Origin of the sequence: Micromonospora sp. WMMD734 (assembly GCF_049178975.1) — a bacterium.
GTDB lineage: Bacteria > Actinomycetota > Actinomycetes > Mycobacteriales > Micromonosporaceae > Micromonospora > Micromonospora wenchangensis.
In genome coordinates, this window is record NZ_JBMHMK010000001.1 from 780,047 (window position 1) to 803,811 (window position 23,765).

11 protein-coding genes and 1 pseudogene are annotated in these 23,765 nt (G+C 64.7%); 7 read left to right on the forward strand and 5 right to left on the reverse strand.

Annotation, left to right across the window (positions count from 1 at the left end):
* Window positions 1-167: 167 nt before the first annotated feature.
* Together ACN267_RS03485 and ACN267_RS03490 are read right to left on the reverse strand one after the other, a co-directional pair.
* Window positions 168-1,064: an IS3 family transposase gene (locus ACN267_RS03485; RefSeq protein WP_421487889.1), complete on the reverse strand. Its 897-nt coding sequence runs from the start codon at window positions 1,062-1,064 to the stop codon at window positions 168-170.
* A complete protein-coding gene (locus ACN267_RS03490) occupies window positions 1,061-1,384 on the reverse strand; it encodes a transposase (protein ID WP_088647765.1) in 324 nt (107 codons plus the stop codon). The genes ACN267_RS03485 and ACN267_RS03490 overlap by 4 nt, the downstream gene beginning before the upstream one ends.
* 76 nt (window positions 1,385-1,460) lie before the next feature.
* Between ACN267_RS03490 and ACN267_RS03495 the strand changes: the two genes are divergently transcribed.
* The 3 genes from ACN267_RS03495 to ACN267_RS03505 are packed head-to-tail and all read left to right on the forward strand — an operon-like array spanning window position 1,461 to window position 2,581.
* Window positions 1,461-1,967 carry a hypothetical protein gene (locus tag ACN267_RS03495; RefSeq protein WP_421487890.1) on the forward strand — a complete coding sequence of 169 codons (507 nt, stop codon included), beginning with the start codon at window positions 1,461-1,463 and terminating at the stop codon, window positions 1,965-1,967.
* Between the two features lie 3 nt (window positions 1,968-1,970).
* Window positions 1,971-2,297, forward strand: a complete 327-nt coding sequence (locus ACN267_RS03500) for a hypothetical protein (RefSeq protein ID WP_421487891.1) — start codon at window positions 1,971-1,973, stop codon at window positions 2,295-2,297.
* Between the two features lie 2 nt (window positions 2,298-2,299).
* Window positions 2,300-2,581: a hypothetical protein gene (locus ACN267_RS03505; protein ID WP_421487892.1), complete on the forward strand. Its 282-nt coding sequence runs from the start codon at window positions 2,300-2,302 to the stop codon at window positions 2,579-2,581.
* Window positions 2,582-2,705: 124 nt separating this feature from the next.
* Here the strand turns inward: ACN267_RS03505 and ACN267_RS03510 are convergent.
* Window positions 2,706-3,293, reverse strand: a pseudogene (locus ACN267_RS03510) (transposase); the annotation flags it as partial.
* Window positions 3,294-3,351: 58 nt separating this feature from the next.
* Here ACN267_RS03510 and ACN267_RS03515 point away from each other — a divergent pair.
* Both ACN267_RS03515 and ACN267_RS03520 read left to right on the forward strand, forming a co-directional pair.
* Window positions 3,352-9,756: a hypothetical protein gene (locus ACN267_RS03515; protein WP_421487893.1), complete on the forward strand. Its 6,405-nt coding sequence runs from the start codon at window positions 3,352-3,354 to the stop codon at window positions 9,754-9,756.
* 4 nt (window positions 9,757-9,760) lie between these two features.
* Window positions 9,761-10,456: a hypothetical protein gene (locus ACN267_RS03520; protein ID WP_421487894.1), complete on the forward strand. Its 696-nt coding sequence runs from the start codon at window positions 9,761-9,763 to the stop codon at window positions 10,454-10,456.
* Between the two features lie 121 nt (window positions 10,457-10,577).
* Here ACN267_RS03520 and ACN267_RS03525 read toward each other — a convergent pair whose 3' ends face one another.
* Window positions 10,578-12,062, reverse strand: a complete 1,485-nt coding sequence (locus ACN267_RS03525; RefSeq protein WP_421487895.1) for a HEPN domain-containing protein — start codon at window positions 12,060-12,062, stop codon at window positions 10,578-10,580.
* Window positions 12,063-12,215: 153 nt separating this feature from the next.
* Window positions 12,216-12,587 carry a hypothetical protein gene (locus ACN267_RS03530; protein WP_421487896.1) on the reverse strand — a complete coding sequence of 124 codons (372 nt, stop codon included), beginning with the start codon at window positions 12,585-12,587 and terminating at the stop codon, window positions 12,216-12,218.
* 642 nt (window positions 12,588-13,229) lie between these two features.
* Here ACN267_RS03530 and ACN267_RS03535 point away from each other — a divergent pair.
* Both ACN267_RS03535 and ACN267_RS03540 read left to right on the forward strand, forming a co-directional pair.
* On the forward strand, window positions 13,230-16,541 hold the full coding sequence (locus ACN267_RS03535) for a LamG domain-containing protein (RefSeq protein ID WP_421487897.1): 3,312 nt from the start codon (window positions 13,230-13,232) through the stop codon (window positions 16,539-16,541).
* 166 nt (window positions 16,542-16,707) lie between these two features.
* Window positions 16,708-23,763 carry an HNH/endonuclease VII fold putative polymorphic toxin gene (locus tag ACN267_RS03540; RefSeq protein ID WP_421487898.1) on the forward strand — a complete coding sequence of 2,352 codons (7,056 nt, stop codon included), beginning with the start codon at window positions 16,708-16,710 and terminating at the stop codon, window positions 23,761-23,763.
* Window positions 23,764-23,765: the final 2 nt, after the last annotated feature.

A 23,765-nucleotide genomic window follows, 5' to 3' on the forward strand; every position in this document is an offset into this window, starting at 1 on the left:
CTCACCCTGACAGACAGGGGTTGCGCGGACATCGCAGGGCAGAGGTAGCGGGCGGGGTGCGGTGGTCATCGGAGGGTGCGGTGATCCCGCATCCCCGCATGGGCGGGAAGCTAGTGTCCTGTGGGCTTGACCCGTTTCGACGGACAGGGTCGATGTGTTGATCTTAGTCAGGCTGCCTGGACCGTTGGTAGCAGGTGCGAACCGGTGGCTTCGAAGGCGGCGGGGCTGAGGTAGCCGAGGGGCGAGTGCCGGCGGCGGGTGTTGTACCACCCTTCGATGTATTCGAATATGGCCTGGCGGGTGGCTTGATGGGTGGGCCATGGCTGGCGGTGCAGCAGTTCTGTCTTGATGGTGGAGAAGAACGATTCGGCGACCGCGTTGTCCCAGCACTGCCCGCGCCGTCCGACGGACAGGCGGATGTCGTGACGGTGGGCGAGGCGGGCGTGCTGGGCGCTGACGTATTGCGTGCCGCGGTCGGAATGAAACACCAGCCCGGGCTCGGGTCGGCGGCGTGCGAGAGCGTCGGCGAGGGCGGCGTCGACCAGGTCGGTCTTCAGGTTGTCGGCCACGGCCCAGCCGACGACCCGACGTGATGCGAGATCGATGACGGTGGCCAGGTAGAGCCAGCCCTGCCAGGTGTTGATGTAGGTGATGTCCCCGCACCAGCGGGAATCGAGGGCGGCCGGATCGGTGGTGAAGTCACGCTCGACCAGGTCAGGGCGTCTGCTGGCGTTCGGGTCGGGGATCGTCGTGGCCCGCCACCGGCGAGGGATCTTACCGGCCAGCTGCGCGGCGCGCATCAGCCGGGCGACGCGTTTACGGCCGTGCCGCATGCCGGCGTCGGCGAGATCGGCGTGGATGCGCGGCGCCCCATAGGTTCCCTTCGACACCGCATGGACCTGGATGATCTTCTCGGTGAGCTCAGCGTCAACGCGCCCGCGAACGGACTGGACATCGGATGTGCGCTGGTAGTAGGCGGACCTGGAGACCTCGAGCAGCTCACACGCACGCTTGACGTTGTGCCTACCGGCTTGCTCCGCCTCGATGAACGGGTACACGTTCACCGGGTCTCCTTCGCGAAGAAAGCCGTCGCCCGCTTGAGAATGTCCACGTCTTCGCGCAGCCTGCGGTTCTCCCGCCTCAGCTGCGCGAGTTCGTCTCGTTCGCTGCTGGTCAGCCCGTCGGTGCGGGCACCGGCATCGAGGTCCGCCTGCTTGACCCAGTCACGCACCGCGGTCTCGGTCAGGTCGAAATCCTGGCTGACCTGTCGAAGCGTGCGGTCACCACGCTGGCACAACTCGACGATCTCGGCCTTGAACTCCGGCGTGAACGAACGCCGAGGCCGCGGCCGCTTCTTCCCCATGCTCTCCATGATGATGGACATCCTCCCGGAGACCCCAGGTCCCCTGATCTTGGATGTCCGTCAAAACGGGGCAGGCCCACGTCCACTGCGCCGTGGCATGGCGGATCATGGTGACGCGCTGTTCGACGTGGGCCGGAACCTGGTCGCGGCCGCAGGGGACGTGCCGGAGGTATGGCGCGGCAACGCCGCCGAGGCCGAGCAGGAGTTCCAACTCAAGCTCGGTACTGCCGCCATGGCCCTGCACCCGATCTGTGACCAGTACGCCGAGCTCTACACCAAGGCCGCCGAGGCAGCCAAGCAACTCTTCGACGTCGTCAGCGGGTTGCTCGCCAAGCTGATCGATGTCCTGATCGTCATCAATCTAGCCTCGGCCGTGGGGACCGCGACGATCGAGACCGGGGTGGGGCCGGTCGTCGGCTACGGCGTGGCCGCCTACTACGCCTGGCAGGCGTACGACCTCTACGACGAGATCTCCACCTTCTACGGCAACGCCGAGGCCACGTTCAAGGGCATCGCCGGCACGATTGGCATGATTCAGGCGGGAGCCGCCGTCGCCGCGCTCCCCGACCTGAAGCCCTACCATCACCCCGGACAGCAGGGATAAACCATGACCGACGAAGTCCACCGCCAGGCCCTGGCCCAGGCAGTCCTCACGACGGTCGCCCGGAGCCGCGGCAACGACGACCCCCTGGGTTCCCTCGCCAGCACCGTCCTACGTGGCGAGGCAGACCTGCGCACGGCTCTCGGGGTCTCCTGGCACGGCCGGGCTTCGGAGAAAGCCTTCACCGTCTCGTTGGCCGAGCGGGAAGCCATGAGCGCCGACGAGCGGGCCGAATGGCAGCGGCAAGCGCAGCGTCTCCGTGACGCGGGCCCGGCGTTGGCCGTTGACGTCGATCCCTGGGACGGCAGCACCGGCAAAGGCATGAAGGAGTAGCAGTGAATGCGCGCACGCGATGGAAGCTGGCCGTCCCGCTCATCGGCCTGAGCCTGCTGATGACGGTCCCCGCCGTCTACGGCACCTGGGTGTTCTGGTCCGAGTTCGGCAGCACGTACCGGGCGCTCAGCGTCGTCATCTGCCTGGTGCTGCTGGTGCAGCTCGGGTTGGCGGTCTCGATCGGCGTGCGACCGGCCCCGGACGTGCGATGGCTACGGATCGGAATGATCGCCCTCGCGTTCCTCCTGGCATGTGGAGTCGCGGCAGTACGAAGATCGACCTGACCTCGGCTGAACTACGACCAGTCGCGGCTCTGTCGAACCGATCCCACGACAGCCGCAGAGAGACTTTCCCTCCTAGGATGATTTAGGGAGTGTGTTGAGTTCCTCCAATTAGAGGATGTCTGATTCACGTATTTTGTGTGTGTTGTGGTTGTGGGGGTTCTCGCCAGGTTGGGGTGGTTTCGGTGGTGAGGCGTTTGGCGAGGTTGTCGATCATGGCGAGGGTAATCATGCTGGCGGAGTTGTGGGGTCGGGTTTCGTAGTCGCGGACGAGGCGGCGGTGGTGCATGAGCCAGCCGATGGTGCGTTCGACGACCCATCTGCGCTTGATCACGCTGAAGCCTTTGATCTGTGGGTCTTTGGTGACGATCTCGACGTCGACGCCGAGGTGTGCGCCGTGTTCGACGACGCGGTTTTTGAAGCCGGCGTCGACCCAGGTTTTGGTCAGGGTGGGGTAGGTGGTGGTGGCGTGGTCGAGCAGGTTGATGCCGATGGTGTTGTCGCTGGTGCTTGCGGCGGTGACGGTGACGGCGAGGAGGGGGCCGAGGGTGTCGGTGATGATGCCGCTGCGGCCGACGACTTTCTTGCCGGCGTCGGTGCCCTGTGTGGACGGTGGGACGTTGGTGGAGGTCTTGACGCTTTGGCTGTCCGTGATGGATGCGGTGGGTGTGGTGGTGCGGCCGTGGTGGTCGCGGACGAGGCCGGTGAGTTGGTAGTAGGGCAGCGCAGGGCCGTTGACGACAAGGCGCGTCGACCGTGTGTAATGGTGCCTGATGACGACAGACTTGCTGCGGCCCAGCCGCGACGGCGACCAGTTTCACTACGTGTGGGCTGCCCGGCAGGCGCTGCGTCTGCTTGAGCCCGGCACCCGCTTGGACTCGATTTACGTCGAAGGAGTTTCGCCTAGTGACGGCGCGACCGGAAAAAGTTTCGAAGTCATTGATCTGGCCGAATACTGGGGCGCAAGTGACCCAGCCTCTGCCGATCGAGTGGTCTATCGGCAGTTAAAGCACTCAACCTTACAAACAAGTACCGAATGGACCGCCTCGTTCCTGAAAGGCACTCTCGCTGGGTTCGCGGAACGATTCTCCAAGATTCTGAAGAAAGATCCGAATCTAGGCGATCGAATTTTTTTTGAGGTTGTTTCGAACCGGCCCGCATCGCCTGGCGTCCACGCGGCCATCTCGGATCTCGCGTCGGGTCGTACCCCTTCTGCGCTATCACGTAGCGCGGTCAGGTACATCCGGAGGGAACTCGCCGCCGCCCTAACTTCACCACAGATCGCGCAGTTGTGCCGGCAACTACGTATCGATGACACTGCACCCGGATTGCTCCGGCTTCGACCGCTCTTCGAACAAGACCTGAATGCCCTCCTACCTGGCGCGCCCGCTGACTACGCCCTGCGTCTGAAGGAGATGGTCGGTGGCCGAGCTACCTCGCAGCACGGGGGCAATCCGCGCGTCGACAAGGTGGCCGTCCTCGCCGCGATCGGTGTGTCGGAGGAGGCGCTGCTGCCTGCGCCCAGCCTCCTCCAAGCGCCTGCGACGGTCGTCCCTACGGCTCATCTCGCTACGGTGGTCGACCAGCTCAGGCACCCCGACACGAGGCCCATTTTGATTCACGCGCCTGGCGGTATCGGCAAATCGGTCCTGGCGCACAGTATCGGCGCTTCGCTGCCAGCCGGATCCGTGACGCTGGTCTACGACTGCTTCGGCAACGGCTCCTACCGGCTTCCGAGTAGCTGGAGGCACGAACCCAAGCGGGCGCTGGTTCAAATCGTCAATGAGTTGGCCGCTCAGGGCCTGTGTGATCCACTGATTCCCTCGGACACCGCTGGTTATGACGACTATTTCCGGGTGTTCATGAAGCGGGTAGCCAACGCCGCTCAGGTTGTTGCCACTCGGGGGCCAGAAACGCTGTTGGTGTTAGTGATCGACGCGGCGGACAACGCGGTGCTGGTAGCCGACGAGAACGGAACCCGTGCCTTCGCCCCTGGGCTTCTCCGGGAGCAGATGCCGCCGAACACTCGGCTCATCACGCTGTGCAGGACTGAACGTCTGCACCTTCTCACCCCGCCAGCCGGCTATCGCGCAATCCCGCTCTCGGGGTTTACCAAGGACGAGAGTGCGGCGCTGCTGCGGGCGTCGTTCCCCGACGCGGATGATCGCGATGCAGCCGAGTTCCATGCACGGACCGGCGGAAACCCTCGTGTTCAGGCCACTGCGCTTGGTTCAGCGGCAAGTCTGACCGAGGTTCTCAGCCGTCTAGGTCAGGTTGGCGAAGCTGATCGTGATGTCCTCGGCGCGCTAATGCGGGAGCTGGTGGAGCAACTCAAAGATCGGCACCACCAGTCGGCTGAGATCGACCAGATCTGTGTCGGATTGGCTGCCCTGCGTCCCATGATTCCCGTGCGAGTGCTCGCTCAGCTTGCACAGGTAGACGTTGCTCTGGTGGAGAGTTTCGTCGCCGATCTCGGCCATCCTCTGCTCATCGACGCAGGGGCCGTCCAGTTCCGGGATGAACCGACGGAAACCTGGTTCCGCGAACGTTTTCGCCCTGTTGGGGAGGGCCTCGACGACCTCCTCGGCAGGCTCAGACCGATGGCCGCCGAGGATCCCTACGCTGCTGCGTCCATTCCCGCCTTGCTGTGGGAGGCACGCCGAGTCGACGACCTGATCCGTCTGGCACTGTCCGACGACGACCTCCCGTTCGACGCCGTCGAGGGTGAACAGCCACGGAACCTGCAGCGCACCGAGATCGATCAGGAAAGGGCGCAGTTCGCGCTTAAAGCAGCGCTACGCGAGGGCCTTGAGTTTGAGGCGGGACGGTTAGCAGTCAAGGTGGGTGCGCTCGCTGCCGGCCGTACTCGCCGGTTGGAACTCATCCGGCAGCACACCGATCTCGCTGCCGACTTCCTCGATCCCCACATCGTTGAGCAACTCGTCGCCGCCCGCAGCCTATCCGGTAGCTGGCCCAACTCGAACCTTCCGGCCGAAGGAGCGTTGCTGTCCGGGACTGCTGGCCGAATCCATCAGGCGCGGAACCGGCTTCGGAGTGCTCAGACCTGGATGAAGGCATGGACACAAGGCGCGCGAGAGCAGGGTGAGCGCTCGCAGGTCAGCAACAGTGACATCGCTCTGGTGGCATGGGGGCTCCTCAATACCGACGGTGCCAAGGCGTGTGCTGGTTACCTACGCCGCTGGACGCCGGAGACTGTCGCGTTTGATGCGGGGCTTGTTGTCTCCCGGCGCCTCATCGACGCGGGACGGATTGCGGAGCTGGACCTGTTGGGGTCGGTGGAGGGCCCGCGGTACCTCGCAATCGCTGCTGCGCATGCGTGTGCCGAGGCAGGCCAGCAACTTGGATTGCCGGCAGTCCGACGCGTGCTCGACGTGTTGAGATCGGCGACGAGTCGCCTGCTCTTATCGGACCGAGCAACGCACGACGTCACTGAGGCTGGCGTAGCGGACGGTGGGGTGGCAGCGGTGACATGGGCAGTCGGTTCCGGGCTGCGCTACGACCTTGTGGACAAACCCACGGCGGCTGAGATTCTCGGTCGATATCTTCCCGAGGACCTTGGTTACCGGACCGGCGATCGATACGAGAGGGGCACCCTGGAACTCCTCGTTGGATTCGCTCTTCTGGCTCGCGTTCGAGGGCAGGCGTTCGACCCCGGCGCTATTGCCGGGAAGGAGGTTCGTGAAGCGAAGAGCCGTCCTGCGTACGCTTCGTCATCATCGCGAGCGCGAGCATACGACGCCAACGTGACACCGTTGGCCGGCTGGGTTGACTTATGGGTAGACGTCCTCCTTGGGAACGACGCGGAGCTGGAGGAGCGGTATGACCAGATGGAGTCGATCTTCGGCAAGTCCTTCTCCCACGATCCGCCTCACTTCTTGCTTAACAGCGTCTGTCGCATAGCGATTCGTGTCCTGGCCGTCGCCACTGGCGAGGTCCGGTGTAATCGGTTCATCGAATTCTGTAGTGCGCAGTTCGCCACCTTGACTCGTGCTACGTTGACGCAGGTCGTTCGCGTCAGCGCTGGGCATCCTTATCTGCACGGCGTCAGCGTCGAGATCGCAACCGCGCTCCGAGCCTCGATGGACGAGACGCGCGCCGAAGCTAGTTACATCATCGATGGGCTGATCATGCTGGCTCGTGCAACGTACCGGCTTGGAGCCGCTGAGGCCCGCGCGCATTTCGAGCAGGCCGTGGCGGTCGCTGATCGCGTGGGTGATGACGCTCATGCTCGCTGGACCATGCTGTTGCAGATGGCGGACGCAGCCGGCGCTGCAGGCCGCGACCAACCCGAACGCGCCTACCGTCTGGCTCAGGTGGCTGAGAACCTCGAGCCGTACCTTGGTGACGGCGTCGACCTCGCCGAATCGTTGCAGAGTGCGGGAAAGCTAAGCGCTAACACCGCCATCGCCATCGGATCGCGCTGGCGTGACCGGCGCATCGTCACAGTCACGGAAATGGCGCGGGCTCTGGTCGCAGGAAAGGAAGCACTGCTCCGTCCGACGCCGTTGGTGGCTACGGCTCTGCTACCCCTCGGCGACCACTGGCAGAGCATCGACATCATCACGCACGCCATGCGGCAGCACCCCGAGCAGGCGGGTGCCGTGGTCAGAGTCCTGGGCGAGTTCGAGCGTGCCGTGAAGCACACGGCGGAAAGCTACCGGCAACTTGACGATATCGCCGCTGAAATGCAGATCCCGCTGGACGGAACCTGCTTCGCGCCTGACGCCCGCGCCGTAGCCGAACCTCCCACATCTTTCGTTTCCAGCCGCTGGCTAGGTGGCTCCGACACCAGTGAAATCGACAAGCATCAGGACAGCTTTCACACCGCGTTCGACTTGACGTCGCCGGCTGGCTGGGCGGACGCGCTGGCGATCGCCAAGGACCACCAACAACACCCCGACATCCGGCTCGAAAACGTCTACGACCAGGCAGCTAAGACGCCATCCCCGCAGAAGGCGCAAATGGTCGAAGCCTTTAGCCAATGCCCACACACCAGTACCTGGGACGTCGAACGCCTGCTCGACATCGTCGGTACACCCGAACAACTCTCATTCGGGCTGCGAGCAGAGATCCGAAAACTCGCTAGAGCGGCGATCGTACGGTTCTGCCGAGAAGTAGTCCTCAAAAGATGGGACCCCATCGACTTCACGAGGCTGGCCGCAGCCGCGGGAGAGCTTTCCGCCGACTACGTCGGACAAGCTCTACGCACTACAGGCACGACAGCACCACGATTCAACGCTGAGGAGGCGTTTGCTCTCGCCGGCCGAATCTCCAGCCGTGTCACCTCGGAGGAGGCCGGCGTTCTGCTCGACGAGGGTTTACGTCTGTTCGCCGAGGTAGCTGATGTCGACGCTGGTGACGGCGGTTTCGAATCACTCCCCCCGGCCCCGAAGTCGACCCCCCATGCGGTTGCTGGCGCGCTGTGGGCCACTCTCGCCGACGTGGACGATGCGAATCGATGGCGCGCAGCACACGGCGTGCGGCTCCTCCTCGCACTCGGCTGCCGCGACGTCACCGATCTGCTTCTCGACTTCGCCGTGGGTCGCGAGAGTCCAGCTCCGTACTTCGATGCGCGCCTGCCCTTCTACGAACGGCATGCACAGCAATGGCTACTGCTAGCACTCGCCCGGTCTGCTCAAGACCCCGACGCCCAAGCGGCGACCGCCCAGTTCGAGCCGCTACTGCGCCGCGTCCTGTTCGAAGCAGATCCCCATCTGGTGATGCAGCACAGCGCCCGGGCAGCCCTGATCTCCCTTGCCAGGCAAGGCTCCATTTCAATGAGCGAGGCGGAAGCCACGGCGGTACGGCACGTCGGCTCACCCATCGCGGTCACCGAGACCACCAGTTGGCGAACCGGACGGCGGATCGTTCACCGGCTTGCGGACATACCTATTTTGCTGCGGGATAGCGCCAATCCTGGCGCGCCGTCCGTCGGCAGCAGCAACGATGTCGGCGATCCAGAGCCTCCGACCGGCACTGGTCGCCGAGATCCACGGTTTCGGTTTTTTATGGACTTCGCTGACCACTGGTGCTCCGATCTTGGCGATGCGTTTGACATCAGCACAGGGAGCATTGAACGGCTCGTCGAGGAGATTTTGCTTGACCGTTGGCACACGCCATACCGCGGCGAGTACTCCGACGACCCCAGACATCAGCTCAAGCTCTACAGGCGGGACAAGTACACCAGCAAGTCCGAGTACCCGTACTCGGACGACCTCGACTTCTACCTCAGCGTCCATGCCCTCTTTGAGCTAGCAGGCCGGTTGATCGCAGCGTTGCCGGTGATCAGACGCCCCGGGCAGCAAGACAGCGAATGGGACGACTTCCTGCGCAGACACGTTCCCACCCGTAAGGATGGACGTTGGCTGGCGGACCGGCGCGATGCCGCACCCCCTATGCAGGTGCGTGAACCCGGCGATGGGCTCGCCGACGGCGGCTCCCGCGAGCAGTCGAATCAGCAGTGGAAGCAGAGCCTGAACGTTGCCGATTGTGTGGCACGGCTGTCGCCTCGGCCCGGGTGGGTCGTCGTGTGGGAGGACTCGTGGTCGGCGACCTACACCCTAACCGAAGTCGTGGATATCAGCAGCGCGCTGGTCAGCACGAAAACCGGACCAGCGCTGCTGCGAGCGCTCGAAAGCGCGCCGGATGCCCACGTCTTCCGAATACCGGCCGCCAATGACAGGGAATTCGAATTTGACGCCGCCGACTTCCAGATGGCCGGTTGGATCCGAGGCCCAGGGCGCCGCAGCGGGATTGACGAGCGAGACCCACACAGCGGCACCGTCCGCTTTCCGCCCCCGCGTCCGACGGCAAAGATAGCCGCCGCCTTGGCGGCCACTCCTGACCTCGATTTACGGACCTGGAGCATCGACGGAGCCCCTGCCGTCCAGTCGCTGGTCTGGAACGACACCGAACGCGACAGCAGCCGGGAACGAGGCAGCATCGGCGAACGGCTCACCATCCGCACGACCGATCTAACCGAGCTGCTTCGCCGCACCGGTCGCAGTCTCATCGTAGAGGTCAGAATCACTCGACGTATCGAGGCCAGCCGTGCCCACCCCGTACCCGTAGGGAGCCCTGACGATGACGACACCACCACCGGCATCTGCACCAAGTACTTCCTTTTCGACGAGCACGGCGCCCGTCACGAACTCTGAACGAGTGCTCGAACTTGGAAAGCATTTGTGTGAACAGCTCGATCCCAGTGACATCCTCGGTAGGTGGATGTCGCACTACATCGCTGAGTTGATCATGTGGGCGGAGTCCGCCACCGGCGAAGCGAAACAGTCAGCCGAGTCAGCCGCCGCCGAAGCGATCATGAATCTATGGGCAAACCGCGACGGCGTCGCCTGGCGAACGAAACCACTAGACGGCTTCGACCGGGTGTTTGCCACTCTTGACCGCCTCGCCCGCGAGCCCAGCAGGTGGGGCTACTTCAGGTTATTCGACGACGAATCACGCCCCACCGTTGAACAGACACGCAACGACATCCTCCTTGCCGCGGTCTGCGATCTTGACTACCACCTACACCGCCTCGTTCGCGCCGCCGTCGCGCTCGCGGCCCGTGAAGCCGAATCCAAGGACGAGCCATGGGTCTTGGCTGGCCTAGAGTTAGCAGAGGACGATCCGTCCCGTGCCATCCGCCGCCTTCGTACCCTGCAGCTTCGCGCGCGCCTGCGACTAGCTCACGCTGACACCGAGCACCAGGAGCAGACGTCAAACCTACATGACGAAGGGCCGATGCTTGATGCATTGACCGCATCGATCTCCGACGCCGCTGATGCATTCCTGCGTATTCAAAGTACGTTATCGCCAACAGCTCACAGCGCAGCAGATGACGAACAACCGGCAGACTGAACCGCTGCTCGTTCCTCTGTCGTCTACCGGCACCGCTCCTCCGCCGGATCTCGGTCGGTGTCCGTGTCGCTGGCGGTCGGCTCCCCCCATGCAACACTCTCCTCGCTGCGGAAGACGAGGCTCAGGAGTCGGTTCCCGTGGCGACCAGCCATTCGCGGGCGCTCCTGGCCGTCGCACGCAGCTGTGGATGCCTCTGCACGATCTCGCGCTGTCGCTCGGCGGGCAATCCGAGCTCGTGCAGCACGTTGAGGATCACGACTGCTGTGGTCACCTCCACAACGGCGATCAGCTCCTCGGTTGAGTGCTTCGGGGTCCCGCCCTCGTGCGCCAGGTCGTTCCGAGCCCGAGTGGTCCTCCTCGCCCATTGATCTACGTCCGGCATGAGCAGCCGGACCGCTTCAGCGTCAGGACGCGCAGCGAGCGCGTACAGCCGGTCCCGCAGAGTCGGGTCGTTGCGGATAATTCCTTTGAATCTCTCTCGGTGGCCCTCGGGCACGTGCGCCAACATCGCTTCGCGCATTTGCTTGAACTCATCGGCGGGCATAGGGCGTTCGTCGATGCGGAGGCACCGATGCAGCACCTCAGCTGCTCCCACCGCTGTCAACAGGTTGTTCTCTACATAGCGCGCCGGTGCGTAGCGAAGACCCAAGATCATATTGATCGCCAGCTGTAGCCGCCCGTGTGCCTCGCACCAACGGGGAACGACCTCCTCGAACGGGAACGATGCGCACGTAAAGAACACGAGGTGGTAGTCGACTGCCTTGGCATCGTGCTTACCAAGCACCGAGGGCGAGTAGAGCACATCAGCACTTCGGCGCAGTGACGGCCGGTCACCACCCGCCACAGAGTCCGCGTTTGCCACCTGCAGTCGCAACCAAATCACGCCGGCGGCGCGGTGTGTCGCGAGCGCGATCAGATCTTGAACCAGGCTGGCCGCGCCTTTTGCGCCGCTCAAGGAGAACCGGTCGGTAGGAACGATTCGCAGGAACGCACTGTCGCGCATGCGGCCGACGGTCCCGCCCCTCCGCTGATCGAAAAACGGCAGCGTGTGCCGGTGCGAGAGGAGGAACTCAGTTCCATCGACCGTGATCGACTGGGATTCCGGCGGCTTCACGGAGATGCTTCCGCTTCCGTCTGGAGTGCCATCGGCAACTCCCACGAAGCCCTCGAACGCCGACGAAGCTGCCCACAGCCCGAGGTCCTCGACAGACACCTCGGCTGCGGTGAACGCTGCGTCGTTCTCCCCGCTGACGTGCGCCCCGATGAGCGCCGTCGTCACCAACACCGTCTGCTTGTCTGGGCTCTTTACTCGCGCACCGAAGGTCCGCTTGCTGCTCTTCGGGACGCAAGCGAGAAGGCTTATCTCGCGCTGCTCGGCCGCACCGTGAATGACGTCCCAGCTCTGGTGCCCTTCGTGAACCAGAGCGAGGCCAGGAGAGGGGTTCGACACGATCCGGTCTTCGAACGCGCCTATCAACGAGAGCACGATGCCGTCCTCCGGCTCGTAACGCAGCACGCCAGGGATTCGCTCGTCAGGGTCGTCGGGGAGCCACCAGAGACCTGCCCACTCGGCGGACTCGTCGAGGTTCAGAGGATCATTGGCCATGAAGTTCGCTTTCGCTGGGGTAGGACATCCTGCGTCGCGGCCTACTCGCCGGCCGGGTCGGCGTCCAGCAGGGTAACCATCTTGAACTTCTGTCGCTCGCCGCGGCGCGCAAGTGGTACACCATCTAATACTCCATCAGGTGCGGCTGGAGTATTATGAGTTGTTGGCCCTGCAACTGGCGATGGCGCTGGTGAGGGCTTCGCGGTTCTTGACGACAAAGACCCCGGCCTGTCCTGAGGCGAGGTCGACAGTGATTTGAGGTCGTGCGCCGGCCGGGCCGTATCGTCGCACGCCCTCCTTGCCGCCTGGCGTCTCGGTCACCTTGCGGATCGCCTGGGCGTCGGTCTGCCAGGTCCGACCGCCGGTGAGGCGGTCGAGACGATTGGGTTCGAAGACGACGCGGCTGTCGGTGACGACCAACCTGCCGCCGAGGGTGCGGCTCGGTCCCAGTAGCTGGTTGGCGATGGTCTGGTGCAGGCGTTGCTCACCCGGGTTCAGTTGCGGGTCGACGAACCAGATGCCCATGAATTCCCTTTCGGGGCGCGATCGTGGATGTGGTGACAGGTGATGGTAGCGATGCCGCCGCCAGCGGTGCGCCCGCACGCGATGCGAATTGCGGTCGAACGTATGAGGCTTGAGTGATCAACAAGAGCCGCTTTGCGCATGATTTGAGCGGTTTCGTTGAGGAGCCTGGCGCTTGGCATGTATCTGGTGAGATTTGTGTCCAGTCTTTCGGTGATCATCGGCAGAGTTCTTGACAGATCGATCTTCTGTAGCTGAATGTATCGATCAGATTGCTGAGCGTCAGACGGGGGAGCTGTGGCCGAGCAAACTCTGAGGGGCTGGGTCCGCCTCCGAACGAAGGTGACGGAACGGCTTCGTCCCTCCACGAGGGTGGTCGGTGTGCATGCTCCAGCAGGACGACCGACCGCACCTCGTTGCACGGCTGCCTTGACCGTCGTAGCAGCGACTCTGCTCCTTGGAGCGGCGGTCGTGCTCGGGCCGATCGGGCAGGACTCGGCGAGTGCAGCTACGAGTTGTGCGGTAGAAGCTCCGGACGAGTCGGCAGCTGCCGAGATGGCAGCGAGGTGTGGTGCTGCAGTGGAGGCCTTATCGGGCCGGACGGATCGGTCTCAGATCTTTGTGGAGCCCTCCGGCGAGCGGCGGTTGCGAACTTCCGTCGCCCCGCAGCGTGTCCGCAGGTCCGATGGTTCATGGACGCCGATCCTGACCCGGCTGACTCCACGAGCAGATGGCCTGTACCACCCGGAGGCGACCCTCGCGGATGTCGCCTTTTCCAGTGGCGGCACGGGACCGCTGGTGACGTGGCGGGAAGACGGTTCCACTTTCACCCTGTCGTGGCCCACCCCGCTGCCTCCGCCCACGATCGATGGTGCGACTGCCACCTACGAGTCCGTCCTACCGGACGTCGACTTGCATGTGATCGCGACGGCCGATGGATACCAGCACGCGGTAGAGGTCAAGAGTGCGGCTGCGGCTGCCACCGCCGAGGTGCAGATGTTGCGGTACAAGAGCGGGGGAGACATGCGCGTCGTCACGGCCGATGACGGTTCGGTACGCATGTTGACCCGGACCGGACGGATGGTGGCGCTGAGCCGGTCAGCATCGATGTGGGACTCCTCGGTACTGCCGACCGCCGGTCAGGCGCATGCGATGCCCAACGGGGAACGAGGCGCTGCCGAACCGGTTGGTGAGCCGGCGACCGCCGCTGAACCGGCAGTCACCTCGCGAGTCGGGCAAGCGGCAGTCACGCTTGTCGACGGCGAGATGCGGGTGTCTGCCAACCAAGCCATGCTGGCGGACCCAGGACTGACGTATCCCTTGTTCATCGACCCGCCCTTCGAGAAGCTGCGCAACAAGTGGTCGTATTCGACCAGCAACGGTGAGAACAACGACGCCACGGCGGCGCGGGTGGGCAAGCAGCCACCGGACCAGTACAGCAGCAACGGTCAGCTGTATCGGTCGTACTACGGGTTCGACGTGAACGGCCTGAACGGCAAGCACATTCTGACCAGCAACATTCGGATCACCTTGGACCACTCGGAGTCGTGTACCCCGACCTGGGTGCACCTCTTTCGCACCTCCGCGATCACCGTGGCGTCTGGGTCGAGAATGGCATGGACCACGCGACCGCTGCCCAGCAGCGTGTGGTTGGACTCCTGGGAAGGCAACGCGAATGAGTCCGGTGGATGCGGCAGCGTCCAACCGGACAAGGATGCCGAGTTCACCAGTAGTCAGCTGACCTCGGACCTCCAGCTGTACGCCAACTCGAACTGGGATGTGTACACCGTCGGCCTGTGCGCCTGCAACGAGTCGGGCGGCTACGAGACGGCCTCCGACCGGTGGAAGAAGTTCTATACCAACAAGGCATGGCTCGAGGTCACCTACAACACGGTGCCGGGCAAGCCCGCCAACCTCACGGCGGCGGGCAAGCCGTGCGGGTCCACGATCGGAACCACCGTGGTCAAGCTCAAGGCTCAGTACATCGATGCCGACGGTGCCGCGAACACGATCAGGGGCTGGTTCGCCTACAAGGAGGCATCCGCCGCGACGCACGTGTCGGTGGCCGACCCGGTCGCCCGTCCGGCCAACAACTACGGCGAGGTCACCATCGACCTGGGGGCGGCGGCGAACGGGAAGACCTACACCTTCCACGTCCAAACCAAGGACTCCTACAACGACTCATCTCCGTTGTCGGGGTGGTGCAACTTCACGATCAACACGACTGCCGGAGCAGTGAAGGTCACCTCCACGACCTATCCCAGTGACGACGCCGCGCACGGCGGCCCCGGCGTACCAGGCACGTTCACCTTCCAACCCGAACCCGGCGACGCAGGCGCTGCCAACATCGTCAGCTACACCTTCGGATGGGTCGGCTCGACGCAGAAGACCGTCTACGTAACAGCCGGCGGGTCGCATTCGGTGCAGTTGACCCCACCACGGCACGGGCTCAACGCGTTGACGGTGGTGGGCCGAAACGCCGCCGGGGTGCCGGGGGCGTTGGAGACCTACCAGTTCCTCGTCGGATCACCGTCGGCGCCGATCGCCCACTGGCCGTTGACGAGCGTGGGCGGAAGCGGCCTCACCGATCAGATCGGCGATGCCGATCTGACCATCGACGCTGCGGCTACCGACGTCGCTTGGACGCCTGACACCTGGCTCCTGGGCGAAAGCACGTTGCGACTGGACGCGACGGCGGGGGGCACCAAGGGATCGGTCAGCGCCGCGGGCACCGGTCTGGACACCTCCGGTTCCTTCAGCGTGGCCGCCTGGGTGAAGCGGCCCGCTGTCACCTGTTCCGGCAACGAGACGGCGGTGTCAGTCGACGGAGCCAACACCAGCGGTTTCCGCCTCAACTACGACTGCGCCACTGGAAAGTGGCGGATGCGGGTACCTCAACTCGACACTGGCAGCCCGGTCTTCGCCGATGCGTGGGCGAGCGCGGTCCTTCCCGCGGACCGGTGGGTTCATCTGGCGGGAGTGTGGAACGAGACCGAGCAACGGGTCCGGCTGTTCGTCAACGGCCAGCAAGCCGCAGACAGCACCCCCGACGCGTCCTGGCTGTCCTCCCGGGGTGGCGGTTGGAAGGCAACGGGCAAGGTGGTGCTCGGACGAGACCGCACCTCGACGACCGACACCGATCCGTTCACCGGTGAGGTCCGCGACGTGCGGCTGTGGAACCGTGCGATCGCCGCTGACGACATCCTCGGCACCGACAAAGACACCGGCAACGGCACCGAGGACTATCCGGGACTGCTCTCCGCGCAGCAGGTCGCCCGGTGGACGCTCAACGACGGCCTGGGCATGTGCCCCGACCCGATGAGCGACGGCACCTACTGGTCACCCATGCCCGAACTCCGTCTGCAGGGCTGCACCGACCCCTACACGTCCGGGCAGACCGTCGGCTACACCGAGGAGGCGCACGACGGGGACGGCGCTCTGTGGTTCAACTACCCGCAGACCGAGGGATACGGCAGTTCGGGCAACGGCACCGGCCACGCCGTCACCGACGGACCTGTCGTACCCACAGAACAGTCGCTGACCGTCAGTGCCTGGGTCCTCCCCAATACCGTGAGCACCCAGGAGCAGGTCATCGTCCGACAGGCAGACGGCGCCGTCAAACTCAGCATCGGCCCCTCGGGCAGGTGGCAGTTCGCGGTCAAGTCACCGACCGGTACCTGGTACACCGCAGTCTCCGACGGCTTCGCCACCGCCGGCGGATGGGCACACCTGACCGGGGTCTTCGACGGCGCGACCGGCACCGTGCGGATCTACGTCAACGGCTGCAAGCAGGCCAGCGAGGGGAGCGGCGCGATCGGCAGTGCGTCGTCCACCGTCATGTATGTCGGCGCCGGCAGCGCCACCACAGCACATTTCAAGGGTGCGCTCGACGACATCAATGTCTACGCAGGCGCAATGACCGAGCGAGAAGCCAGCCGTACCTGCCAGAACTTCTGATCCCGCGACACCGCTTGAGGGTCTGAGCCCTCACCGGCCGACCCGAAGCTCACACTCCGATCCCACCCATCCTGAGCAAGCGTGTCTGCACGACGGAGGTTGTGTCATGCTCGTTTTGTCCCCGCGAGGTCGAGGCCGCTCACCTCGTTACTGGCGACTCCACCGCATGATCACCACCGGCCGGGGCAGGGCACGCGCCGGCCTGGCGGCGACACTCAGCCTTGCCCTCACTGCCACGCTGCTGACCGCCGTTCCCGCTCGTGCCGCACAACCTGCTTCCGTCCGCCTCGGCGTGCAACGGCCGGATCCGGTCCGTGCCAGACCGGTCAAGGCGCAACCCCGGCCGAAGGATCTGACCCAGGGTGCGAAGAGCAAGCCGGAGCCGGCACCGGTATGGCCGGCCGGTGGTTCCGCTCAGGTCACCATGGGTGCCGTTAATGCGGGGCAGGAACAGACCCGCCGCACGGGCGAATCGGTGACGGCGAGCATTCGAGCGGGCTCGCTTCCGGTATGGGTCGGCAGCCCAGGAGCCGCAGCTCCGCAGGCATCAACCGCGAAGGCAGCCCCGGCGGAAGTGTCCTCAGCGCGGGTGCAGGTTTTCAGCCGAGCCGCCACACCCCGCAGATGGCAGGACGGACTTCTGCTCCGCCTAGACCAGGTCAAGGCCACGACCAGCCGCGGTCGGGTCAGCGTCGCCGTCGACTACTCGTCGTTCGCCAATGCCTTCGGTGCGGACTGGTCAACCCGCCTCCGGCTCCTCCAGCTACCGAACTGCGCACTCGACGACGAGCCTGTCGCCGAGTGCCGACCCCGCCCACTGCCCTCGCGCAATGACGTGACCCGGCAGCGTGTGTCGGCCGACGTCGATCTCGGGTCCACCGCCACCGCCGAAGCCCTTGGAGTGCTGCTCGCGTTGACGTCCGCGCCATCGGGCAGCACCGGCGACTACTCAGCAAGCTCGCTGCAAGCCTCGTCGAGCTGGTCGGCCGGCGGATCCTCCGGAGACTTCTCCTGGTCGTATCCGATGCGCACGCCGCCATCGCTCGGTGGCCCAGCCCCTGACATCACACTGGCCTATTCTTCGTCGGCCGTCGACGGTCGTAGTGACGCGTCGAACAACCAACCTTCCTGGATCGGCGAGGGTTTCGACTACTGGCCTGGATACATCGAGCGCCAGTACAAGCAGTGCGACGAGGACAAGGGCGGCTCCGCCAACAACACCAGTGACACGTACGACCTGTGCTGGGGAACCGACAACGCGGTGATGTCCCTCAACGGCTCGTCGGTGGAACTCGTCCGCGACGGTACCAGTGGCACGTGGAAGCCCAAGGTCGACGACGGCTCCCGCATCCAGCGGCTCACCGACACCGACAACGGGGACAACGACAACGAGTACTGGAAGATCACCGACGCAGAGGGCGTGCAGTACTTCTTCGGCCTCAACAGGTTGAAGGGCTGGACCTCGAGCAAGCCCACCACGAACTCCACCTGGACCGTTCCCGTGGCGGGCAACAACACCGGGGAACCCTGTCGTAAGCCCGCCTATCTCGACTCGTTCTGCGATCAGGCGTGGAGATGGAACCTCGACTACGTCGTGGACCTGCACGGCAACACCATGTCGATGTGGTACACGCCTCAGAGCAACAAGTACGCCCGCAACGTCACCGACACCGACGACGTGAGCTACATCCGCGGCGGCACCCTGAACCGCATCGACTACGGCACGGACAACCGTACCGGCACCGACACGGTGTACACGACCACCCGACCGCCGATGCGGGTCGTCTTCACCGAAGGCGACCGCTGCCTGAGCGCCTGCGACCAGGAAGCCAACTGGAAGGACACCCCCAAGGACCAGGAGTGCACCGGCACCAGTTGCGCGGGCAAATACAGCCCCACCTTCTGGACCACGAGCCGACTGGCGAAGGTCACCACCCAGGTGTGGGACGCGGCGAAGTCCCCTGCCGACTACAAGGACGTCGACTCCTGGACACTGACCCACACCTTCCCGCCCAACGGCGACTCCAGCCGCGACGGCATGTGGCTCGACAGCATCGTCAAGTCCGGCCACGTCGGCCTTTCCGCCGGCACGGGAGACGCGCTCCCCGAGGTCAACTTCGACTTCGTGCAGAAGCCCAACCGGGTCGACGTGCTCGGCGACGACACCCCGCCGATGAACTGGATGCGCATGGGCGACATCTGGACCGAGTCCGGCGGCAAGATCTCTGTCACCTACTCCGATCCGCAGTGCGTCAAGAACGTCACCATGCCCTCGTCTCCACAGACGAACACGCTGCGCTGCTACCCGGTCCTCACCGAGGACCCCTACACGCACCAGACCAAGACGGAGTACTTCCACAAGTACGTCGTCACCCAGGTCACCGAGGCGGATCGCACCGGCGGCGCCACCGACAAGATAACCCGCTACGAGTACCTCGACGGGGCGGCATGGCGGCACACCGACGACGACGGGTTGACCAAGGACAAGTACCGCACCTGGGCCGACTATCGCGGCTACGCCCGGGTCCGCGTACGCCAGGGAACGCCCGGCCAAGACACCCTCACCGAAACCCGCTACTTCCGGGGCATGCACGGCGACAAAAGCTCACCCACCGGTGGCACGCGCACCGTCACCCTGCCCGCCGTCGACCTGAACGGCGACGGTGACACCCTCGATGCCGCCGATGCGCCGCAGAGCAACGACGAGGACGCCTGGGCCGGGATGATCCGGCAGCAGACCGTCTACAACGGAGTCGATACCGATGCCATCTCCACCACCGTCACCAAACCCTGGCAGTCGAGCCCCACTGCCACCCGCGACATGGGCCAGACGACCACCTATGCCCGCTTCTCGGGGGCCGACACCGACTGGTCGGCGGTCAAACTCGACGCGGGCCGCGGCTGGCGGGTAACCCGGACATCCACGACCTACGACTCCTACGGTGCCCCGCACAAGGTCGACAACCAGGGCGACCTTGCTGTCAGCGGCGACGAATCCTGCATCACGACCACGTACGCGCGCAACACCAACCTCAACCTCCTGGCGTTGACAGCCCGCGTACAGACCGTCGCTCTGCCATGCGCCCAGAGCCCCACCACCGCGGACGACATCATCGGCGATGCCCGAAGCAGTTACGACGGAAACACCTACTACGCAGACGGACAGAGTGGCGGCACCGCACCCACCACCGGCAACCTCACCAAAGCCGAGGAGATGAAGGGCTGGAGCCCGTCGAACGGCGGCACCACCACCTGGCTGACCACCAGCCAAACCACCTATGACCCCTACGGCCGCCTCTTGGAAGCCACCGACGTCCGCGGCAACAAGACCACCACCACATACACCCCCACCGCCGGTGGACCCGTCACCAAGGTCGACACCGTGCAGACCTTCGGCACCCAGACATGGACCACCACCGCCGAGATCGAAGGTGCCTGGGGTAGTACCACCGGCAACATCGACATCAACCTCAAGCGCACCGACCTCACCTACGACGCCCACGGCCGCCTGACCAAGGTGTGGCTTCCCAACCGGCCGAAAGCCAACAACCCGAACTCACCGTCATCCGAGTTCAGCTACACCCTCCGCAACGCCAACGGGGTCAACGCCGTCACCACCAGAGCACTCAACCCCGACGGCAACTACGTCAGCACCTTCTCCCTCTACGACGGGTTGCTCCGCGAACGTCAGACCCAAACCGCGGCGAAGGCCGGCAGCGGCACGATCCTCACCGAGAAGACCTACGATGCCGCTGGCCGAGTCAGTACGACCACCGACCAGCACTACGACAACCAACTGACCCCCGGCATCAACCTCCACACGATCGACGAGTGGCGCATCAAGGGCCAGACCGTCACCCAGTATGACCGCGCAGGACGCGTCACAGAGACCATCCTCCGCTCCTCGGTGAACGATGCGCTCACCGAAAAATGGCGTACCCAAACCCGCTACGGCGGCGACCGAACCTACGTCACCCCACCGGCAGGTGGCACCCCCACCACCACGATCGTCGACGCCCGCGGCAACACCACCGAACTACGCCAGCACCTCACCAGCGGCACCTCATCCGCCTACGACGCCACGTTCTACACCTACAACCGGAAGAACCAGCTGGTTCAGGTCAAGGACAGCGCCGACAACCCCTGGAGCTACGAGTACGACATCCGGGGCCGGCAAACCTCCGCCACCGACCCCGACAAGGGCCTGACCACCACCAGCTACAACGACTACGGCGACATCACCGAGGTCACCGAAGCCCGTTCCCGCGCCCTCAACGAAAAGCTCGTCTACCAGTACGACCTGCTCGGCAGACGTACCGGCCTCTACGACAACACCATCGCCAGCAACACCAAACGCGCCACCTGGGTGTACGACCCGAGCGGCGCCAAGGGTCAACTCGCCTCGACCAGCCGGTGGACCGGCACCAGCCGCACCGACGAGTACAAGGTCCGCATCCGTGGATACACCGCCCTCTACCAGCCCACCGGCGAGGACTACGTCATCCCCACCGCCGAGACCGGGCTGTCCGGCACCTACACCTTCACCCGCCAGTACAAGCCCGACGGCAGCCTGGACACCGAGACCTACCCCAACGCCGGCGGACTCGGCGGCGAAACACTCACCCACACCTACGACCCCGTCACCGGCCTCCCCGAACAACTCACCACCAACTACCCCAACGCTGGCCAGTACGTCCTTGACGCCACCTACACCGAATTCGGCGAACTCGGACTGATCCGCTACCAGCAGACCGGCCAGAACTACGTCGACCGATCCTTCACGTACGAAGACGCCACCAGACGACTCAAGCGCGCCACCACGGCCCGCCAAATCGCCCCCCAGTACGTCTCGGACATCCACTACGACTACGAGGACGCCGGCAACATCAAACGGATCGCCGACACACCCGCCGGCGGCACCACCGACGTCCAATGCTTCAACCATGACCACCTGAGACGCCTCACCCAGGCATGGACCCCCACCTCCGGCGACTGCACCGTCACCCCCCAGGCCAACCAACTCGCCGGGCCAGCACCCTACTGGTCCACCTGGACCTTCGACACGGCAGGCACACCTACCGCAGGCAACCTCCGCAGCGACCGCACCATCACCCCCGCCGGAACCACGGACCGCAGCTACACCTACCCCTCGGGAACGACCCACCCGCACGCCGTCAGCGCCATCACCACCACCGGGCTCGGTGCGGGCACCAAGAACTACCGGTACGACGAGAACGGCAGCACCACCTGCCGCCCGAACGCCACCGCCGCCGCGAACACCTGCCCACCAGGTGCCGGCAGTGAAACCCTCAACTGGGACATCGAGGGCCACCTCACCGGAGTCACCGACAGCGCAAAGAACCACAGTTACCTGTACGACGGCGACGGCGACAGACTGATCGCCCGCGACCCCACCGGCGCCACCCTCTACCTGCCCGGCACCGAAATCCGCTACACCACTGCCACCCAGCAGAAGACCGCCACCCGCTACTACAGCTACGCCGGCCAAACCTGCGCCATGCGGCAGAACACTGGCGTCACGTGGATCATCGGCGACCACCAGGGCACCCAAGAGACCGCCATCAGCGCCGGCAACCAGACGGTCACCAAACGCCGGCAGAACCCATACGGTGCCCCGCGCGGCACAAACCCCGCCTGGCCCAACGACAAGGGCTTCGTCGGTGGCGACATCGACGGTGAGAGCGACCCCACCGGACTGACCCACATCGGAGCGCGTTCCTACGACCCCGCCATCGGCCAGTTCATCAGCGTCGACCCACTCATCGACTTCACCAACCCCCAGCAAATGCAGGGCTACTCCTACGCCTCCTACAGCCCGATCACCTTCGCCGACCCCACCGGCGAAATGATCATGAACGATCTCGCCGGCGTCCACACCGGCGACGGCGCGCCCCCGGCGACGCCGCCGAAGGAGAAAAAGAAGAAAAAGAGCAAGTGCGGCATCTTCTCCAGCCTCTGCAACAAAGCGAAGAGGAGCGTCGACAACAGCGTCAAGTGGGCCCGCGACAACGCCAAGATCGTGGGAACGGTAGCGGGGGTCGCCGCTGGAGCACTCGCGACCGGCGTCTGCCTCGGCGCGACCGCCGGCATCGGGTCAGTCGGATGCGCCGCGATCGGCGGAGCTGTCGGAGGCGCAGTTGCCTCACTGGTCGAAGACGCCGTCGACCGAGAAGACGACACCTGGCAAGGCATGCTCGGCGGAGCGCTACTAGGTGCCGCCGCAGGAGCCGTCATCGGTGCGGGCGTAGCGGCGGTCGGTGCAGCAGCCTTCGGCGCCTCCGTCGCGCTGAGTAGCGGGATGGGAGTCAAATCAGCTGTCCAGTTCGGCGGAGGGGCAATCAAATCAGCGCTGTCCCGCACCGCCGGCAGCGCGGCCACCGCCGCTCCCAAACCCAAGATCCCAAGCCCGGGGAAGGGCTGCCACAGCTTCGACCCCGCAACCCCTGTCCTGCTGGCCAACGGCACCTCTCGCCCGATCGGTGAGATCCAGTTGGGGGACGAGGTCCTCGCCCACGATCCCGAAACCGGCGTCACGGCAAGCAAGGCCGTCGAGCAACTTCACCTCAACCAGGACACCGAGCTCACTGATCTCACCGTCCAGACCGCTGATCGCGGCGAAGTCGTCCTGAAAACCACTCAGAACCACCCCTTCTGGAGCCGGGACCGCGCAGCCTGGGTCGAGGCCAAGGATCTCCAGCCTGCAGAAAGGCTGTTGTCGGGCGATGACGCCACCGTCGTTGCTCGCGCCGCGAGCTACATCGGCTCTCGCCAGATGCGAGACCTTACGGTCGCCGACATCCACACGTACTATGTGCTCGCTGGGCGTGTGCCGGTACTCGTCCACAATTGCTCTGCCCAGGTGTCGAGTCATAAGATGCTGGCGAGCAGGAATGCCGCCTTCCGTGAGGCCAAGCGGGATCTCGGTATTCCGATGGGTCAGCAGCCGAAAGAGCTCCGATCGGTGCCGATGACGGATCGCGAAGGGAGGCAAATTATGAATGATTCTGGGCGTCCGGTAATGACGCGGGAGTATCTCTTTGGTCGGGAAGGTGGTGACGACGTCATTATCCAAGACCATTCGTACGGGCATCGGTTCGGGGAGGGTGGAATTGGCGATCAGGGCTCGCACCTCAATGTCCGTCCGGTGAGCAACCCTCGAACTGGTAAAGTGCCGGGGACTGCACAACACTACGAGTACTAGTG

What these genes read in the sequence shown, in the direction of transcription:
- ACN267_RS03515 (WP_421487893.1), top strand. Translation starts at nt 3,352, where the DNA reads ATGACGACAGACTTGCTGCGGCCCAGCCGCGACGGCGACCAGTTTCAC.
- ACN267_RS03490 (WP_088647765.1), bottom strand. Translation starts at nt 1,384, where the DNA reads ATGTCCATCATCATGGAGAGCATGGGGAAGAAGCGGCCGCGGCCTCGG.
- ACN267_RS03530 (WP_421487896.1), bottom strand. Translation starts at nt 12,587, where the DNA reads ATGGGCATCTGGTTCGTCGACCCGCAACTGAACCCGGGTGAGCAACGC.
- ACN267_RS03525 (WP_421487895.1), bottom strand. Translation starts at nt 12,062, where the DNA reads ATGGCCAATGATCCTCTGAACCTCGACGAGTCCGCCGAGTGGGCAGGT.
- ACN267_RS03495 (WP_421487890.1), top strand. Translation starts at nt 1,461, where the DNA reads ATGGCGGATCATGGTGACGCGCTGTTCGACGTGGGCCGGAACCTGGTC.
- ACN267_RS03540 (WP_421487898.1), top strand. Translation starts at nt 16,708, where the DNA reads ATGATCACCACCGGCCGGGGCAGGGCACGCGCCGGCCTGGCGGCGACA.
- ACN267_RS03500 (WP_421487891.1), top strand. Translation starts at nt 1,971, where the DNA reads ATGACCGACGAAGTCCACCGCCAGGCCCTGGCCCAGGCAGTCCTCACG.